Below are 15,639 nucleotides of genomic sequence, written 5' to 3' on the forward strand. Positions count from 1 at the left end.
CTCAATGGCAGACGGTTCGGCTGCGAATCGACATTGACTCCAGGATCCTTGCGCACTAGCCTCGGATACTGGATACAGCAGCCTGTTGCTGCCACAGCTGGAAAGGAAGAGCATGGCTGACAAGTCTGGTCGGCAGAACCTGCAGCAGCTAATCGACAGCGCCGGGGGTGCGGCGAAACTGTTGCGTGGTAACAAATCGGGCCTGCCCGCCCAGGGATACGCGCTCACCCCGCTGGAGTTCACGAACTGGCGAGACGAGCAGCGAGCGTGGAAGGACACCGTAGCGCTTTTAGAGCTGTCGTACTTCATGACAGAACTGCATCTGCGCGGACCTGAGGTCATTGCGTTCCTCAAAGAGCTCGCGATAAACAAGCTCGATCCGTTCGACGTTCTTCGTGCCAAGCAGCTCGTATTGGCCGGGCATGACGGCAACATGCTCTCGGACGGGATCATCTTCCATGAATCGGACGAATTCTACCGAATTGTAGGACTGTCTCCGGCTATCGACGACTGGGTGCTCTATAATGCGGCCGGTAGTTCGCTGGATTTCACCATCGAGCGGAAAGATCTATCGCATCCTCGGGATGTCTTTCGTATTCAGCTGCAGGGGCCGAACGCGTTGCCGCTGGTGACGGAAGTCGCCGGCGGGACTCTTCCGGAGGTGTCCTTCTTCGGAATCGCCGAGTTGCAGATCGCTGGGAAACCCGTGCGCGCGCTCCGGCATGGAATGGCTGGTACGGCCGGTTTCGAGATCTACGGTCCGTGGGAGCATCAGTACGCGGTGCGGGAGGCGTTGGAAGCCGCCGGAGAAGGGTACGGGTTGCGCAAGGCCGGTGACGCGGCTTACCGGTCGACCTCGCAGGAGTCCGGCTGGTTGGCAGAGCCGCTGCCGGCAATCTACGCCAGTAACGAGTTCAAGGCGTTCCGTGAGACGCTGGATTCGACGTCCTATGCGGCGATCGGATCCCTCGGTGGCAGCTTCGTATCCGACCGTGTCGAGGACTACTTCGTAGACCCGATCGAGGCCGGATACGGCTGGCTCGTCGACTGGGATCGCGATTTCGTCGGTCGAGATGCGTTGAAAGTGAAAGCTGACAACCAATATCGCCGGAAGGTGACCTTGGAATGGAATGACGACGACGTCACGAGTGCGCTTGCGTCGACTCTGTTCGGTGAAGGTCCCGGGGCCCGTTTTATCGGTCTTCCTACTCCGTTGAATTCCTTTTATACCGCCGATTCTGTGCTTTTGAATGGGGAGCATATCGGGATTTCACAGTGGGCGTCGTATACCGCTAATGCTCGTCACGTAATCTCCACGGCTTTGGTATCGAACGAGTACGCAACGCCCGGAACCGAGCTTACCTTGCTCTGGGGGGAGCCGAATTCCACACGCCTTCCAGTGGATGCTCACGAGGTTCGAGAGATAAGGGTGACAGTTGCGCCGTCGCCCTACTTCGACAAAGTGATAAAGGCTGGCAAGCAATGAGCGTGCGTTAGCGGAATTAAGGTGAGAATTTATGGCTTCGGGTAGAAGTCGCGTCGAGAGAGCAATCCGCGAACTCGCTTGGGGACGCATCGTGATGCTATCCGATTCGAAGCGAGGGCAAACCGATCTGGTCCTCGCGGGACAATTCGCGAGCACTGCGTCGATTGCGTTCATGGTCAGACACACGTCTGGATTCGTTGGAGTCGCAATGTGTGATACGGAATGTCTGCGGCTGCAGTTTCCGCCCATGTGGGCGTTGAACGAATCGGGCACAGTCGACGGGTACACGGTCACCGTCGATGCGGTCGCTGGCATCACTACCGGGATTTCCGCCGCGGATCGTGCAAGCACCATCCGTGCGATTGCCGATCCTTGTTCGTGCGCAAGCGATTTCAGTCGTCCGGGTCATGTGGCGCCGATACGCGCACACCGCGGCGGTGTCGTGGAGAAGCCCGGTTCCGTCGAGGCGGTGGTCGAGTTGCTGCGCTGTGCTGGTATGCGACCGGTCGGAGCCATGGCGGAGCTGGTCTCCGAATTGGTGCCGACCACGATGGCGGGACCAGTGGAAGGTGCAGAGTTCGCGCGGAAGCACGGACTATCATTCATATCGGTAGACGATGTCGTCGCGTACTGCTCGATCCGTGGCGCCTCGCTGCCGGCAAGACTGACGGCGACCTGAGCGATTCTTCGATCACTCGGACGCTCAGGATTTCGCCGTCGGGGACACATGGCTGAGGTATTGGTTACACGGAAAGGGGATAGGCAGAGTATGCAGGGGACGCGCCTGAGTGAAATGACGGCGGAGGGACGGAAATCATCAGCATTGAATCCGCTCCCTGTGCATGATGCGTCCACTATCCGGACAGAGGTGTTGAAGCGACTTCGCACGGCGATCATCGTCAACGAAATCCCTCCGGGGACCCGTCTGATCCAAACGTCGCTGGCCGAGCAACTGGCGGTAAGTCGGATGCCGGTTCGTGATGCGATCAACGACCTGGTCAGCGAAGGTCTGGTGGAGGCCCTGCCCGGCGGTGGAGCCACCGTATCGACGCTTTCTGTTGCGGACATGCGAGCTGTGTATGCCGTCCGCGCTCCACTGGAGGTAGAGGCGGTGAAGTGGGTGGCCGCTGCGCCGGGCTTGGACCTCAGTGCCATGGACGATGTCTTCGAACGCAGGCAGCTGGCATCTCGGACCAGCGCGCAAGGACCTCGCACCGAAGAACTGTGGGATCTCGATCGAGACTTCCATTGGGCAATCTATGCCGCGACGAAGAACCGGTTTCTACTCGCAGCCTTGGCCCCGGTCTGGTCGCAGATCAGCCGGATAATGTTCGCTGTACACTCGATTCCGGATTACAGCGAGGTCGCCTGGTGCGAGCACGAGGCTATCGCGAAAGCGATAAGGGATGGGGATGTGGATCTGGCCGAGGCCCTTACGCGCGAACACCTCAGCAAGGCGGCCGACACCTTGATCGGTGCACTCGCAGCCGCATAGCAGACAACTGTTGCTGCGGTGCTGGGTCCAACGGGTTCGACACCATTGGTGTGCACGGAAATCGCTGCCGGCCTAAATAGAACGAATAGACGGCGCTGAGGACTTTTCGATGAGTGTGGCATGTAGGAAGACAGTATCCTGGATACAGGATGCTGAAAATCTATTACCGTCGTGAACAGCGAACGCTGAGACCAGGTGTGGGTATGAGTACAGTTGAATCGAGGGTGATCAACCCTGCTTTGGTAGATCACGCCTGCGTCATCGTTCAGGGCCGGGATCGGCCGGGAATCGTGGCGGAAGTCGCTGGTTTGATTGTTCGCCATAAAGCGAACGTAATATCGTTGGATCACTATTCGACCAAGTCTAATGGCGGTGAATTATTTCAGCGCATCGTCTTTCATCGTCCTGATTTTGCCGCAGCAAAGGAAGAGATCGAGGAAGACCTACGAGTTACCTTCGAACCACTCGGCATGAAGTTCGCATTGATCGATCAGTCGATTCTCAAAAGAACGGCTATCCTTGCGTCGACGAGCGACCATTGCCTGCTCGATCTGCTTTGGCGGCACCGGCGTGGTGAACTGCCGATTGCGATTCAAATGGTGATCTCGAACCATACAATCACCGCCGAGGATGTCCGTTCATTCGGTGTGCCCTTCTTTCATGTTCCGTCCCGCGGTTCGAACAAATCGCAAGCGGAAGAGAATCTGTTGAAGCTCCTGCTGGGCAATGTCGACCTTGTGGTCCTCGCGCGGTATATGCAAATCCTGTCGGCCGAATTCCTTGAAAGGCTTGCTGTGCCGGTCATAAACATACACCATTCGTTCTTGCCCGCCTTCATCGGTGCTGGTCCTTACCGTAAAGCGAAGGAACGTGGTGTCAAATTGATCGGTGCTACGGCGCATTACGTCACACAAGATCTCGACGAAGGTCCGATCATCGAGCAAGATGTCGTCCGAGTGACACATGCGGACTCCGTCGCCGATCTGCAGCAACGGGGTGCGGATGTCGAACGCGCTGTTCTTTCCCGCGCGGTACTCTGGCACGCCCAAGACCGGGTTATGTGCCATGGAAATCAAACGATCACCTTCTGACGTGGCTGCCCTCAGAAGATCATTGGCAGATTCGAACGACGGTGGATTGTGGTTGGGTGTTGCGCCAATCGTTTTCCTGCTCGCTTGGGGTGGTAATCACTTCACGCCGCTATTGAGTATGTATGAGAAACTCGGAGATTACGCGGGCTGGCAGGCGAGTTTGCTGCTCGGGATGTACGTATTCGGGCTGGTGCCAGGTCTGCTCGCAGCCAGTGGGCTGTCGGACCGTTTCGGGCGTAAACCACCAGTGCTGGTAGGCGCCCTGCTCTCTGTTCTCGGAAGCGTGTTTCTCGCGACCGGTTTGCACATATTCGTGCTGCTCTGTGTTGGAAGGGTGCTGGCCGGAGTCGGCGTGGGAGTTGCCATGTCGGTCGGGACGACATGGATCAAGGAGCTCTCTACGGCTCCGTTCGATCCCGTTAGCGACTTGGCGGCAGGAGCACGGCGGTCGACGCTGACCCTCACGCTCGGATTCGGGCTCGGTGCCGCGGTAACAGGTGCGCTCGCGCAATGGGGACCGGCTCCTGCTCTACTGCCCTATATCGTTCATGGAACCCTGTCCTTGGCCGCAGTCATTTCTGCCGTCGGTATGCCTGAAACTCGGATAGCAAAGCAGCGGATATTTTACGGTGGCTCTGATGGCCGGCACATGAGCCACGATAGTAGGCGTCGATTCATCGAAATCGTGGTGCCGGCGGCGCCGTGGGTATTCGCGGCCGCCGGTGTTTCTTATGCCATTGTCCCGGCCACCGTGGAGAAACAGCTCGGTGGCTGGGCGACGGCATATGCGACGGTCCTCACCGTGCTTACCCTTGGGACCGGAGCCGTGGTACAGCGGGCTGTTCCTTGGCTCGATCGGTCGACGAGCGGCCGGTCGCTGAGTGTCGGTCTGGGGGGAATGTGCGCAGGCTTGATTTTGGCCGTGGCCGCGACTTGGCTTCACCACCCCGCTTTCGGACTTTTCGTTTCAGTAGTGCTGGGTGCGGCATATGGAATCTGTGTGCTCGCCGGTCTGATGCACGTCCAGTCCATCGCCGCGGAGCACAACCTCGCGTATCTCACAGGTCTCTACTATGCGCTCGCCTATACCGGGTTTCTGCTGCCAACGGTGCTGGCGGCGCTGCTGCCCTTGATCTCCTACCCAGGATCGCTTGCGGTGGTGACGCTGGTGTGTGTCGCGTGTTTCGCGATTGTAAACGGCCGCCTGAAGCGTTTCATACGTACTGATTTCGTGGATTCGGAGATATCGGAAAAGATCCGCTCGGGAACTTAGCCAGGCAAGGGGAAAGGGCCGAATCGTTCGAGAACGATCCGGCCCTTTCCGATTGCTCTGGTCGATCAGTTGGCCGGGGCCGGAGTGTTGATAGTCTGGAAGAACTGAATGGCTGCGGCGATACCGACCGGCACCCCGAGCGCAATACTGCCGATCACGGCGCCGAGCGCCGCGCCCGCGCCTCCGCCTGCGATGCAGCCACCCAGCGCGCCGGCGAAGAAGATCGGAAATGTAATTGCGCCGACAGTGGCCGCGCCGAGGAGACAACCGCCGACCAAGCCGATTATCGAACCGATCATCGTGCCGACGCCTGCGGCCAGTGCGAACTTGCCGCCCGCGTTCGCCAACGCGGCATCGACCGCGGCGTCTGTTTGAGCATCGATCTGTTTGATGGGCATTTCCGCCGGCGTGGCGGTTGCGAGATCGGTGCTCGGCGTCAGCGTCGCAATATTGTTGTCGATCTGAACGGCGATGGGAAACTGTTTGCCGTCCATGAAGTACGACAAAGGCAGGCCGGCCATCACCATCCCGTTCGGATCGAGCACCAGGAATTGACCATTCCGTGTCGCCAACGATCCCAGGTCAGTTTTGATGACAACCGATTTGTCGGCGACTCGCGCCTCCCAGTGGATTGCATCGGCAGCGTAGCTATCGGCGGCGACGCCTGGTGTGGGCTCAGGTGTCGTATCCGCATACACCGTTCCTGTGGAGGTGGCGAGTGCCGCGGCGGCGAGCGTCGCTGTGAACGCAATTTTAGATATCTTCATTTCCACTACTTTCTTCGTCCGGCCATCGCGGCCTCCGCAGGTCGATCCCATGGGGTCGACCTGTCGACATGTGTGAACGGGCTGATCTACGAAATCCAGGCAGAATTGCCGGTGAGGGGCGGCGTGAGACTCGAATTGATGTGGCACCGATCACTGTCGCAAATATTAGGCTTGCTGAAAAGAGCCGTCTAATACAACTATTGATCTGACCTATGTCCCAACAGGCATATCGCAGAGGGTGTCCGCAATGCTCGGAGCTATGTCGAGTCAGCGCAAATTGGTATTGGACGGGAACGCATGGCCTCGGTCACACTGGCAGCGTCCTCATGTTCGCTCCCGGTCCGTAAAGACGCCATCCCGGCTGTGCGTCATATCAGATGGCACAGGCCCCTCGGCGCGGTTTGTACGGGCCGGTGCGACCCAAATCTGGAGTATTCCCAATGACGACAGACGACGTATCGATAACGTCCAACACGCGCGGCGGCGCGACCGAATCACCCGTTGAACCGAAGTTGCGAGGCAGGCTGGGTGCGGTACAGCTCCTTTTTACTGTTCTCGCGTTCAATGGCCCGCTAGCACTCGTGGTCGGCTTCGCCCCTCTGGTAATCGGCTATGGAAATGGGGTCGGGGCACCGGTTGCGTATCTAGCCGCCGGTGTCGTCGTCGCTGTCTTCGCGGCCGGATTCGTCAAAATGGCGCGCCACGTTCAGAATCCTGGTGGTTTCTATTCGTTCGTCACCCTCGGCCTCGGTCGGCCGATCGGTCTCGGTGCATCGCTTCTTGCTCTCATCTGTTACTACACGGCGATTGTCGCGACCTACATTTTTGTCGGACCCGCGGTCGGAAACCTGGTTGCGAACGTATTAGGAGGACCTGTTGTTCCGGGGTGGGTCTGGGCGATAGTTATCCAAGCCGCTATCGGTGTGCTCGGACACTTTAATCTCGATTTGTCGGCCAAGGTCTTGTCGACGCTTCTGGCTGCCGAGGTCGTCATGATCGTGGTCTATGACTCGGTCGTCATGTTCAAGGGTGGATCCGCCGGAATCCACGCTGACTCGTTCCTCCCGGCCAGCATCGTATCGGGCTCGCCCGGCATCGCGCTGCTTTTCGCGGTGATGTGTATGGGCGGCTTCGAGGCAACCGTCATCTTTCGGGATGAGGTTCGCAATCCCGACAAGGTCATACCTCGCGCGACCTACCTGTTCGTCGGTGTCGTTGCCCTCATCTACGCTGGCACGACTTGGATGATCGTCTCGGCCCTGGGCGAGGACAACGCTGTCGCCGCGACCGCCGCCGATCCGGCTGGTTCTTTCTTCACCACCGTGCGGCAGTTCCTTGGCACTGTCGCGGTCGACATCGCATCAGTGTTGTTGTGCACGAGTTTGATCGCTTCAATTCTGGCTGTGCACAATGTCCTGGCGCGATACGTGTTCAATCTCGGTGTCGACAAGATTCTGCCGGCTCGTCTGGGGCGAGTTCACCCGAAGCACGGTTCGCCCGCGCAGGCGTCCGCGGTCACCAGCCTCGCGATCTTGATCGGTTATACCCTCCTGACGGTATTCGGCGGTGACCCGATGACTCTGTACCCGAAAGCATCGGCAGTTGCCGGGTATGCGTTGCTCCTCCTCTTGTTGCTGACCGGCGTTGCGATTCTGCTTTTCATGGCGAGAACGCGTCCAGAGGACACGACCATCTGGCATCGCTCCATCGCACCGATGCTGGCAATACTCGGCTTTCTTGGTGCGGTCTACCTCGCCACGGCAAATTTCGACGTACTGATGAGTGCTGGCAGCGTCGCGGAATACGCGACGTACGTTGCGCTTTATGGAACCGTCCTGGTTGGAATTGTCGCAGCGCTTTGGCTCAGGCGACGCCGTCCTGGAGTGTATAGGCACATCGGTCGCCAGTGACGCATCTGGACTGATGGCAGAGGCCGGCCCGTGGCTGGGGCGGCCTCTGCCATCAGTGCTGTGCGCTGCGACGCAAACCGACCAACTTCGAGTCTGTTCCGATCTACCCTCCTAAATCGATTGTATCCTGTATCCTGACTTCTAGTGCTTCACTGTCGACCGTCAATCTGACGCGCTGGGTCGTGCTGCGAAGTGCAGTGCGGAACCCGACTGCGTCGCGGCCGAGCCTTGCTTCGGCGGGTACTACAGGGAGCGGAACAGGAGTCTCATATCGAATTGTCTGTACTTGGAGTCGATTTCTGCCCGGCACAGCTCCGGTGGTGTTCGCGGGCTGGATGACCTGGTCGTAAGTACGGCTGTCAGCGTGCCCTCTCACGGCCGTTGCCAGAATAGCTTATTGTCGACGATCGTCGGCGTAGGGGCTAATTTCTTGTCGTATTTGGTGACAGGCCGTCGCGGACGCTCATTCCTTGCAAGAGCGGTTCCTCGGGCTCACAGCGGCTGGGCACACAATTCGCCGGCGATTTCTTTTAGGTTGACGCAAATTTCAAGCCGGTTCGTAACGAGCGGGGCGGGTCTACTGCGTGATCTCACAGGTATACAGGTAGGGCTATGTTGATCGAACGGCTGAAGCTTCGGCAAATTGTTCTAGCAGTAACGATTGCCGATCATGGGAGCGTCATCCGCGCCGCGGAGGCGCTGCACGTCACTCAGCCTGTGGTCACCCGCGGGCTGCGTGACCTCGAAGGGGTCCTCGGTGTCGAACTATTCCACCGTGGACCGCGCGGGATGTCTCCGACAGTATTCGGCGAACTATTCCTCGAGCACGGGCGAGCCATACTTTCGCATGTGCGGCAGGCCGATCAGCATCTGCATGAATTGGCTGACGCGACGACCGGACGCGTGACGGTGGGAACTCACTTGGCAGGTGCGAATGTGTTGCTGCCGAACGCGATTCACGCATTGAAGGAGAAGCATCCGGGCATCACGGTCGTCGTTCAGGAAATGACGCCCGACCATATGCGATCGGCACTCCTGTCAGGCGAAGTCGATCTCGCTGTCGGTCGTATCACGGCAGATTTGGCCCCGGACGGGTTGCGGCAGTTGGGGTTGTACCCCGAGCCGGTTCGGGCAGTCGCTCGTAAAGGTCATCCTCTGTTCGAGCTCGACGATCTGGTCTTCGAGAACCTCTACGACTATCCCTGGATCATTCCCCTTGATCAGACGATGTTGCGTAGCGAGCTGGAGCTTCTCTTCGTCTCTCGCGGATTCCCATTGCCGGCGAACCGTATCGAGTGCACGTCGATCCTGACCCTGCGTAATCTATTGGCATCTTCAGATGCGGTTGCAGCCCTGCCGTTCCTCACGGCGGACAGCGATTCGGCGATACAGATCCTGCCGGTCGAGTTACCGAATTTCACCAGCACCGTGGGGCTGACGCTTCCGGAAAACCGCAATCCCAGCCGTAGCGTTCGAGTCTTGGTCGACTTGCTGCTGTCGACTGCCGACGAGATCCGCGGCAAACTCGTGGCGCCGCCCGAGATGCTGACCATTTCGGGCTAGCACGGGCGGCCACGTTCTAGGACGGGTTGGCGATTCTGTCTTGGTAGAAGCCGATGATATGGGCGGCTACCAAGTCGGCGGCTGCTTCGCTATCGCCTCTCTTGATAGCGCGAAGAATCGCTTCGTGTTCGTCGACGAGCGCATTCGCAACCGCGCGCCAGTCGTCGAATTTCGCGAAGGCCTCGGCCATCTCGCGTTCGACGGCTCCACGCAGGACTTGCATGAGATCGGCGGCCAGAGCATTGCCGGAAACCCGCGCGATCGTCACATGGAACTCGGTGTCGAGTTCATTGAACTCGGGGTAACCGGAGTTGGCGGTGCGCATCGACTCCACGAGACGGCTCAGTCTGTCGATATCTTCTTCGGTCCGCACCGCTGCGGCGGCGCTCGCGGCACTGCGCTCGAGTTGCACTCGCGTTTCGACCAAGTCTGCGAGCTTGATGTTGGCGAGTGCGAGGTGCAGGCGGAGCAGGTTGGTCAGCGCGGGGGTCGACTTGTCGGTCACGATCGAGCCCGCACTCTGGCCAGACCCGGTCCGGGACTCGATGATGCCCATGACCTCCAGAGCGCGCAGCGCTTCGCGCACGCTGGTCCTGCTAACACCGAGCATCATGACGAGTTCTCGCTCGCTGGGCAGCTTCTCACCGGCGCGCAGTGTGCCGTCGAAGATCTTTTGCTGAATCTGGTCGAGCACTTGCTCATGGGTGCGTACCCGTCGTACCGGCTCCCATCCGGCAGGCGTGCTCACTGGACAGCTTCGGTGATCGACATTTCCTGCTCCTGTTGGGTTGCGTCCAGCCGCGCAGCGCCGTGGCTCGGCAACTCCAGCGCGGCCGGTTCAGGTAATCAGGGTCCGAAGGGCGATGTCAAGCTGACCTCTTATCTGGTCGTACCACATCGACGCCCGAGCGCATACCCATGGGCATCTGGGTGCGTTCGTGCTCTTCAGCGTGAAATGCCAGGGTAAGAAGGACCTCGACCAGCAGCTCTAGGTAGGTGGCGGTGTCTGCTCGAGCTGAATTGACCGCTCGGATTGCGATTGCTCTCGCCAACTCGAGCAGTCCCGCGCTTTCGCTGGGACCGCCGAGTACGGCGAATCCGGGCGCGAGTGGCGGGCAGGGATGGTCTCGGAGGATCCGATGCAATCGCCGATCCGGCCCGACTGCCTCGGCGAGGTCGAGCGACACCGTCCTGGAGATCGTTGAGGATGAATTCGATCTCGTCGGGCAACGAGCGGCTGGAGATCGCCGCGCCGATCGCGGCGTTGTTTCATCGACGCGTGACGGCATTCGGTCTTTTTCATGAGGCTCACCATCGTTGTGCAGGTCGGAACCGTCGAGCAGTGGTAGCTGGATGCGGCATTTCAGAAGACGGGGGTTTCGGTGTATGTGCCGAAGACGCCACGGAGTGCACCGGTGATCTCGCCCATCGACAGGTGGGCTCGGACGGCTGCGATCGTCGCGGGCATCAGGTTGGCGGTGGGATCGGCGGCCACATCCAGCAGCTGCTGCATTGCTGTTTCGGCTTGCTGTGGATCACGATCTCGGCGAATCTGATGCAGGCGGGTGATCTGGCGGGTTTCCGACTCCGGATCGAGTTTGTGGGTTTCGATTCGTTCGCCCGACCCCTCGTCGACCTGCTTATTGATACCGATGACCGGCCGGTCGCCACTCGCCTTGCGGCGCGCGTAGTCATAGGCGCTGTCTGAGATTTCGCGTTGGAAGAAGCCCTGCTCGATCGCGGCGACCACGCCGCCGAGCTCTTTGATCTTGTCGAGGTAGTCGGAGATGCCGCGCTCGAGCTCGTTGGTGAGGTGCTCGACATAGTAGGAGCCACCAAGGGGATCTATCACGTTCGGTACACCGGTTTCGTCAGCGATGATCTGCTGCGTGCGCAGTGCGATCTTCATGGCCTGCTCACTGGGAATGGTGTACGCCTCGTCCAGACCGTTGGTGTGCAGGGATTGAGCTCCCCCCAGCACGGCGGCCAGCGCTTGCAGCGCCGTGCGGATGATGTTGTTCATCGGTTGTGGTTTGGTGAGGGTGGCCGCCGCGGTCTGCGCATGGAATCGCAACCGCATCGACTCGGGCTTCGTCGCGCCGAACTTCTCCTTCATCATGCGCGCGTAGAACCGTCGCACCGCTCGGAACTTGGCGACCTCCTCGAACAGGTCCGCCTGGCTGACGAAGAAGAACGACAGGCGGGGTGCGAAAGCATCGACGTCCAGGCCGGTGGCAACGACATCTTCGACGTAAGCTTCGGTGATTGCCATGGTGAAAGCGATTTCCTGCTGTGCGTTCGCACCTGCTTCACTGATGTGATAGCCGCTGATATTGATCGGGTTGTATCGGGCCATATGCTCGGCGCAATAGCTGATCGTGTCCCGTACGATGCGCATACTCGGGGCGACTGGGAAGATCCACTCCTTCTGCGCGATGTACTCCTTCAGAATGTCGTTCTGAATCGTGCCGGAGAGCTTGTTGAGGTCATATCCACGTTGTTCGGCCACGGCGACATACATCGCGAGCAGGATCCACGCCGACGGGTTGATCGTCATCGAAACACTGATCTGCTCCAGGTCTATCCCATCGAAAAGAGCTTCCATATCGCGCAGGGTGTCGATCGCAACGCCCTCACGGCCTACCTCTCCGAGGCTCATCGGGTCGTCACTGTCCAAGCCCATCAAGGTGGGCATGTCGAAATCGATCGATAAACCGGTCTGGCCCTGTGCGATCAGGTAGCGGAAACGCTGGTTGGTCTCCTCCGCCTGGCCGAAGCCGGCAATCTGACGCATCGTCCAGGTGCGCCCGCGGTACATGGTGGGATACGGGCCACGAGTAAACGGGTATCGACCCGGCAGTCCGATGTCGCGCCAGTCGGCAGGAAGGTCGGCTGGTGTGTAGATACGCTCGATCGGCAGACCGCTGCCGGAACGATAGTGTTCCCTCGATTCTGGCTGGCGCTCCAGGAACGCTGCCAGTTCCACGCTTTCCCAGTTCTGGAGGTCGTCGGTGACTGACCCGACCAGAGCATCAGTCGAAAGCTGGAAATTCTCGCTGGTCATAGAAATCCTCCTGGGTATCGCTCACAACCGGGCGATCAGTGCTTTGGCAGCCGACAGCGGATCCTCATGGCGGGCAGTAACCGCGTCGATCGCGTGCTCGAATTCGGTGGAGCCGGGTCTCAACCTGTCGACTACAAGCTGTTCGGCGACCCACCGGATACGCGTTGCGGTGTTGTTGCGTGCCCGGCGCTCGCGTTCGCCGTTGTTCGTGATCCATGTCAGATGGTCGGTGAACAGTCCCGCCAGTTCGGCGACTCCGTCTCCGGTCGTGGCGACAGTCCGGCCTACCGGCACATTCCATCGACCCGGACCAGGATGCGACATTCGAAGCATGTCGCGCAGCTCTGCGATAGTGCGGTTCGAACCCTCGCGATCCGCCTTGTTGACCACATGCACGTCGGCGATCTCCAGCAAGCCCGCCTTGATAGCCTGCACATCGTCACCGAGTCCCGGCACACTGACGACCGCCACGGTCTGGACTGCACTGATGACATCTACTTCCGCTTGCCCGACGCCGACGGTCTCGAGGATGACGATGTCCTTACCAGCCGCATCCAGCACCGCAACCGCGTCCAAACAAGCACGTGACAGACCTCCCAGCGCACCCCGTGTGGCGATCGAGCGGATGAAAACGCCGGGGTCGCCGGCCAATTCGCTCATCCGGATCCGGTCACCGAGAATCGCCCCACCAGTGAATACACTGGATGGGTCCACGGCCAGCACGCCCACGCTGAGTCCCTTACCGCGGTAGTGGCGGGCCAGTGCCGTGACGAGTGTGCTCTTGCCGCTGCCCGGAGGGCCGGTCAGGCCGAGCACGTGGGCACGGCCGGTATGTTGATGCATTTTCGCCAGTGCTTCGTCTACGCCGTCAGCTCGGCGTTCGACAAAGGTCAGCATTCGTGCGATGGCCGCGTGCTCGCCTGCCAACACCGCGTCGATGCTTGCTGCCGGTCCGCTCATGGCAGGGCTCCGAGCTCTCGGAACAGGTCCCTGTCATCGATGACACGACGGGCCTTGAATTCCGTTCGATCAAAGGTCAACAGCGGGACGGGGACGACCGTCGCGCCTACTCCGAGGACCTTGCGCAGACGTCGGCCGATCTCTCCTGCCCAGGCATCCAAGGCCGATTCCGGCACATCCTTGTACTCGACCTGCACGGCGAGAACATCCATCGTGGTCTGCCGACTGATCACAATCCGGTGCTCGCCGCCGTAGCCCGGTGCCGCCATCACGATGTCATCGATCGCACCCGGGTAGACGTTTTCTCCGCGAACGGTGAACATGTCATCGATCCGCCCGTAGATGCCGCGCGGGAGGAACGGATAGGTGCGTCCGGGGCCGGCCGATGGTGCCTCCCAGCGGGTCAGATCACCCGAGAGGAGCCTGATCATGGGCTGGCTCGTCCGTTCCAGAGTGGTGTAAACCGGGGTCCCCTCCTGTCCATACTCGACCCGGTGGTAACCGACGGGATCGCATACCTCGGTATAAACCAAGTCCTGCCAGCAAAGGACGCCCGGCTCGTTGCTCGCGGCGCCGAGATGCATCCACGGACTGACCTCGGCCATACTTCCCGAGTCGTAGACCTCTGCGCCGAATGCCGCCGTGATTCGCGAACGAATTGATGCCACACTCGCCCCGGGTTCGCCAGAGAAGACCAACTTGCGCAATCCGAGCGATGCTGGATCCACTCCTTCGTCCGCAGCCACCTCGGCCAGATGCAGTGCGTAAGAAGGCGTTCCATAGAAGACGGTGGCGCCCATCTGCTGCATCCAGCTGACAGTGCGTGCGGTCTGCCCGGGTGTCCCGGCGCCGAACGGGAACACTCGTGCGCCGAGCCGCTCTGCACCGACATACGCACCCCACGAACCCCAATAGAGGCTCAGTGGTGAGGCGATCAGGACCGTATCGTCCGGGCGTATTCCCATACCCCACATGACCCGCGCGTGCGCGTTGGCGACGCTGCGCCAATCACGTTCGTTGATTCCGAACACCGTCGGCCGCCCTGTGGTGCCGGAGGTGCCGTTGATGTGCTTGACCTCGGAGACCGGCACCGCCAAATAGCTGCCGAACGGTTGGTTCACAGCCTGATCTGTGCGCAATTCATCCTTGTGAACTACCGGAACCTTTTCGAAATCCGACAGGCTCCGTATCGACGAGGGATGGATCCCGGCTTCATCCCACTTACGGCGATAGAAGGGTGCGTTTTCCCACGCATATGCCATGACTTCCTGAATCCGTGCCAGGATCGCGGCATCTCGCTGGGCCGCGGGCATCGTCTCCCGTCTCGGGAACCAGTATTGCTGCCCTGGTTCCGGCCGGTACGACTCGTCGTACTGCGGCGGCCAGCTCCACTGCTCCATCACGCTTCCTCGCTAACCGATGTGGCGAGCTCCAGGATTCGCGACACGATCGTCTCCGGCGTGGTGTCCTGACCCAGAACCTCTGCGACGCCCATCTTCTTGAGTTCGTCCACATCCTCATCCGGCATAACGCCTCCCGCGACGATGGCGAATCGCGGTCGGTCCGGTAATTCGTCGATCAGGTGAAAGATCCGCGTGAAAATCGGCATGTGCGCACCCGACAAGAGGCTGACCCCGAGTACGTCCACATCCTCCTGGATGGCGGCCTCGAGAACTTGCTCCGGGCTGCGGTGTAATCCGGTGTAGATCACTTCCATACCGGCATCACGCAGTGTTCGGGCCACCACCTTCACCCCACGGTCGTGCCCGTCCAGGCCGATCTTCGCCAACATCACTCGAATCGGTTCCTCGCGTGTGTCCATTGCTCAACTCCAAGCTGCGGTACGACATCGGTGTGGTATGACCATAGAGTCGCCGGTGTGTGCAGTGCAAGGTGTCTGTTCGAGGTTTGTTTCTCGCCTAGCGGGGTGGATGTGGACGGCCGTGGCGGTCTTTGATGGATGAGCGGAAACGCTGGAAATTGTGCCGTGTCGCCGACGTGACGTGGATGAATGTCTGCCCAGCCCGTAC

13 protein-coding genes are annotated in these 15,639 nt (G+C 60.0%); 7 read left to right on the forward strand and 6 right to left on the reverse strand.

Annotation, left to right across the window (positions count from 1 at the left end):
* The first annotated feature begins 112 nt into the window (after positions 1 to 112).
* The 5 genes from ACW2Q0_RS04450 (at position 113) to ACW2Q0_RS04470 (ending at position 5,345) form a co-directional block, all read left to right on the forward strand.
* The gene (locus ACW2Q0_RS04450) at positions 113 to 1,486 is read left to right on the forward strand and encodes a hypothetical protein (RefSeq protein ID WP_457186415.1); all 1,374 of its coding nucleotides are present in this window, start codon (positions 113 to 115) and stop codon (positions 1,484 to 1,486) included.
* Positions 1,487 to 1,517: 31 nt separating this feature from the next.
* Positions 1,518 to 2,165 carry a 3,4-dihydroxy-2-butanone-4-phosphate synthase gene (locus tag ACW2Q0_RS04455; protein WP_457186417.1) on the forward strand — a complete coding sequence of 216 codons (648 nt, stop codon included), beginning with the start codon at positions 1,518 to 1,520 and terminating at the stop codon, positions 2,163 to 2,165.
* Positions 2,166 to 2,255: 90 nt separating this feature from the next.
* On the forward strand, positions 2,256 to 2,981 hold the full coding sequence (locus ACW2Q0_RS04460; RefSeq protein WP_457186419.1) for a GntR family transcriptional regulator: 726 nt from the start codon (positions 2,256 to 2,258) through the stop codon (positions 2,979 to 2,981).
* A 203-nt stretch (positions 2,982 to 3,184) separates the two neighbouring features.
* Positions 3,185 to 4,072: a formyltetrahydrofolate deformylase gene (purU, locus tag ACW2Q0_RS04465; RefSeq protein WP_457186421.1), complete on the forward strand. Its 888-nt coding sequence runs from the start codon at positions 3,185 to 3,187 to the stop codon at positions 4,070 to 4,072.
* The gene (locus tag ACW2Q0_RS04470; RefSeq protein ID WP_457186423.1) at positions 3,984 to 5,345 is read left to right on the forward strand and encodes an MFS transporter; all 1,362 of its coding nucleotides are present in this window, start codon (positions 3,984 to 3,986) and stop codon (positions 5,343 to 5,345) included. The genes purU and ACW2Q0_RS04470 overlap by 89 nt, the downstream gene beginning before the upstream one ends.
* A 65-nt stretch (positions 5,346 to 5,410) precedes the next feature.
* Here the strand turns inward: ACW2Q0_RS04470 and ACW2Q0_RS04475 are convergent, their stop codons facing one another.
* Complete coding sequence (locus ACW2Q0_RS04475) at positions 5,411 to 6,118, reverse strand: hypothetical protein (RefSeq protein ID WP_457186425.1); 708 nt, start codon at positions 6,116 to 6,118, stop codon at positions 5,411 to 5,413.
* Positions 6,119 to 6,552: 434 nt separating this feature from the next.
* Between ACW2Q0_RS04475 and ACW2Q0_RS04480 the strand changes: the two genes are divergently transcribed.
* Together ACW2Q0_RS04480 and ACW2Q0_RS04485 are read left to right on the forward strand one after the other, a co-directional pair.
* Entirely contained in the window at positions 6,553 to 8,022 is a 1,470-nt protein-coding gene (locus ACW2Q0_RS04480; protein ID WP_457186427.1) for an APC family permease, read from the forward strand.
* Between the two features lie 612 nt (positions 8,023 to 8,634).
* Positions 8,635 to 9,585 carry a LysR substrate-binding domain-containing protein gene (locus ACW2Q0_RS04485; RefSeq protein ID WP_457186429.1) on the forward strand — a complete coding sequence of 317 codons (951 nt, stop codon included), beginning with the start codon at positions 8,635 to 8,637 and terminating at the stop codon, positions 9,583 to 9,585.
* A gap of 16 nt (positions 9,586 to 9,601) precedes the next feature.
* Here ACW2Q0_RS04485 and ACW2Q0_RS04490 read toward each other — a convergent pair whose 3' ends face one another.
* The 5 genes from ACW2Q0_RS04490 to ACW2Q0_RS04510 form a co-directional block, all read right to left on the reverse strand.
* A complete protein-coding gene (locus ACW2Q0_RS04490) occupies positions 9,602 to 10,333 on the reverse strand; it encodes a FadR/GntR family transcriptional regulator (protein ID WP_457186431.1) in 732 nt (243 codons plus the stop codon).
* Positions 10,334 to 10,948: 615 nt separating this feature from the next.
* Positions 10,949 to 12,649 (reverse strand): methylmalonyl-CoA mutase family protein, encoded by a 1,701-nt coding sequence (locus ACW2Q0_RS04495; RefSeq protein WP_457186433.1) that lies wholly within the window; start codon positions 12,647 to 12,649, stop codon positions 10,949 to 10,951.
* Between the two features lie 21 nt (positions 12,650 to 12,670).
* Positions 12,671 to 13,609 carry a methylmalonyl Co-A mutase-associated GTPase MeaB gene (meaB, locus tag ACW2Q0_RS04500; RefSeq protein ID WP_457186435.1) on the reverse strand — a complete coding sequence of 313 codons (939 nt, stop codon included), beginning with the start codon at positions 13,607 to 13,609 and terminating at the stop codon, positions 12,671 to 12,673.
* Positions 13,606 to 15,009, reverse strand: a complete 1,404-nt coding sequence (locus ACW2Q0_RS04505) for a phenylacetate--CoA ligase family protein (RefSeq protein ID WP_457186437.1) — start codon at positions 15,007 to 15,009, stop codon at positions 13,606 to 13,608. Before ACW2Q0_RS04505 ends, meaB begins: the two co-directional genes overlap by 4 nt.
* The gene (locus ACW2Q0_RS04510) at positions 15,009 to 15,431 is read right to left on the reverse strand and encodes a cobalamin B12-binding domain-containing protein (protein ID WP_457186439.1); all 423 of its coding nucleotides are present in this window, start codon (positions 15,429 to 15,431) and stop codon (positions 15,009 to 15,011) included. The genes ACW2Q0_RS04505 and ACW2Q0_RS04510 overlap by 1 nt, the downstream gene beginning before the upstream one ends.
* Positions 15,432 to 15,639 lie beyond the last annotated feature (208 nt).

It is taken from the genome of Nocardia citri (assembly GCF_054065835.1).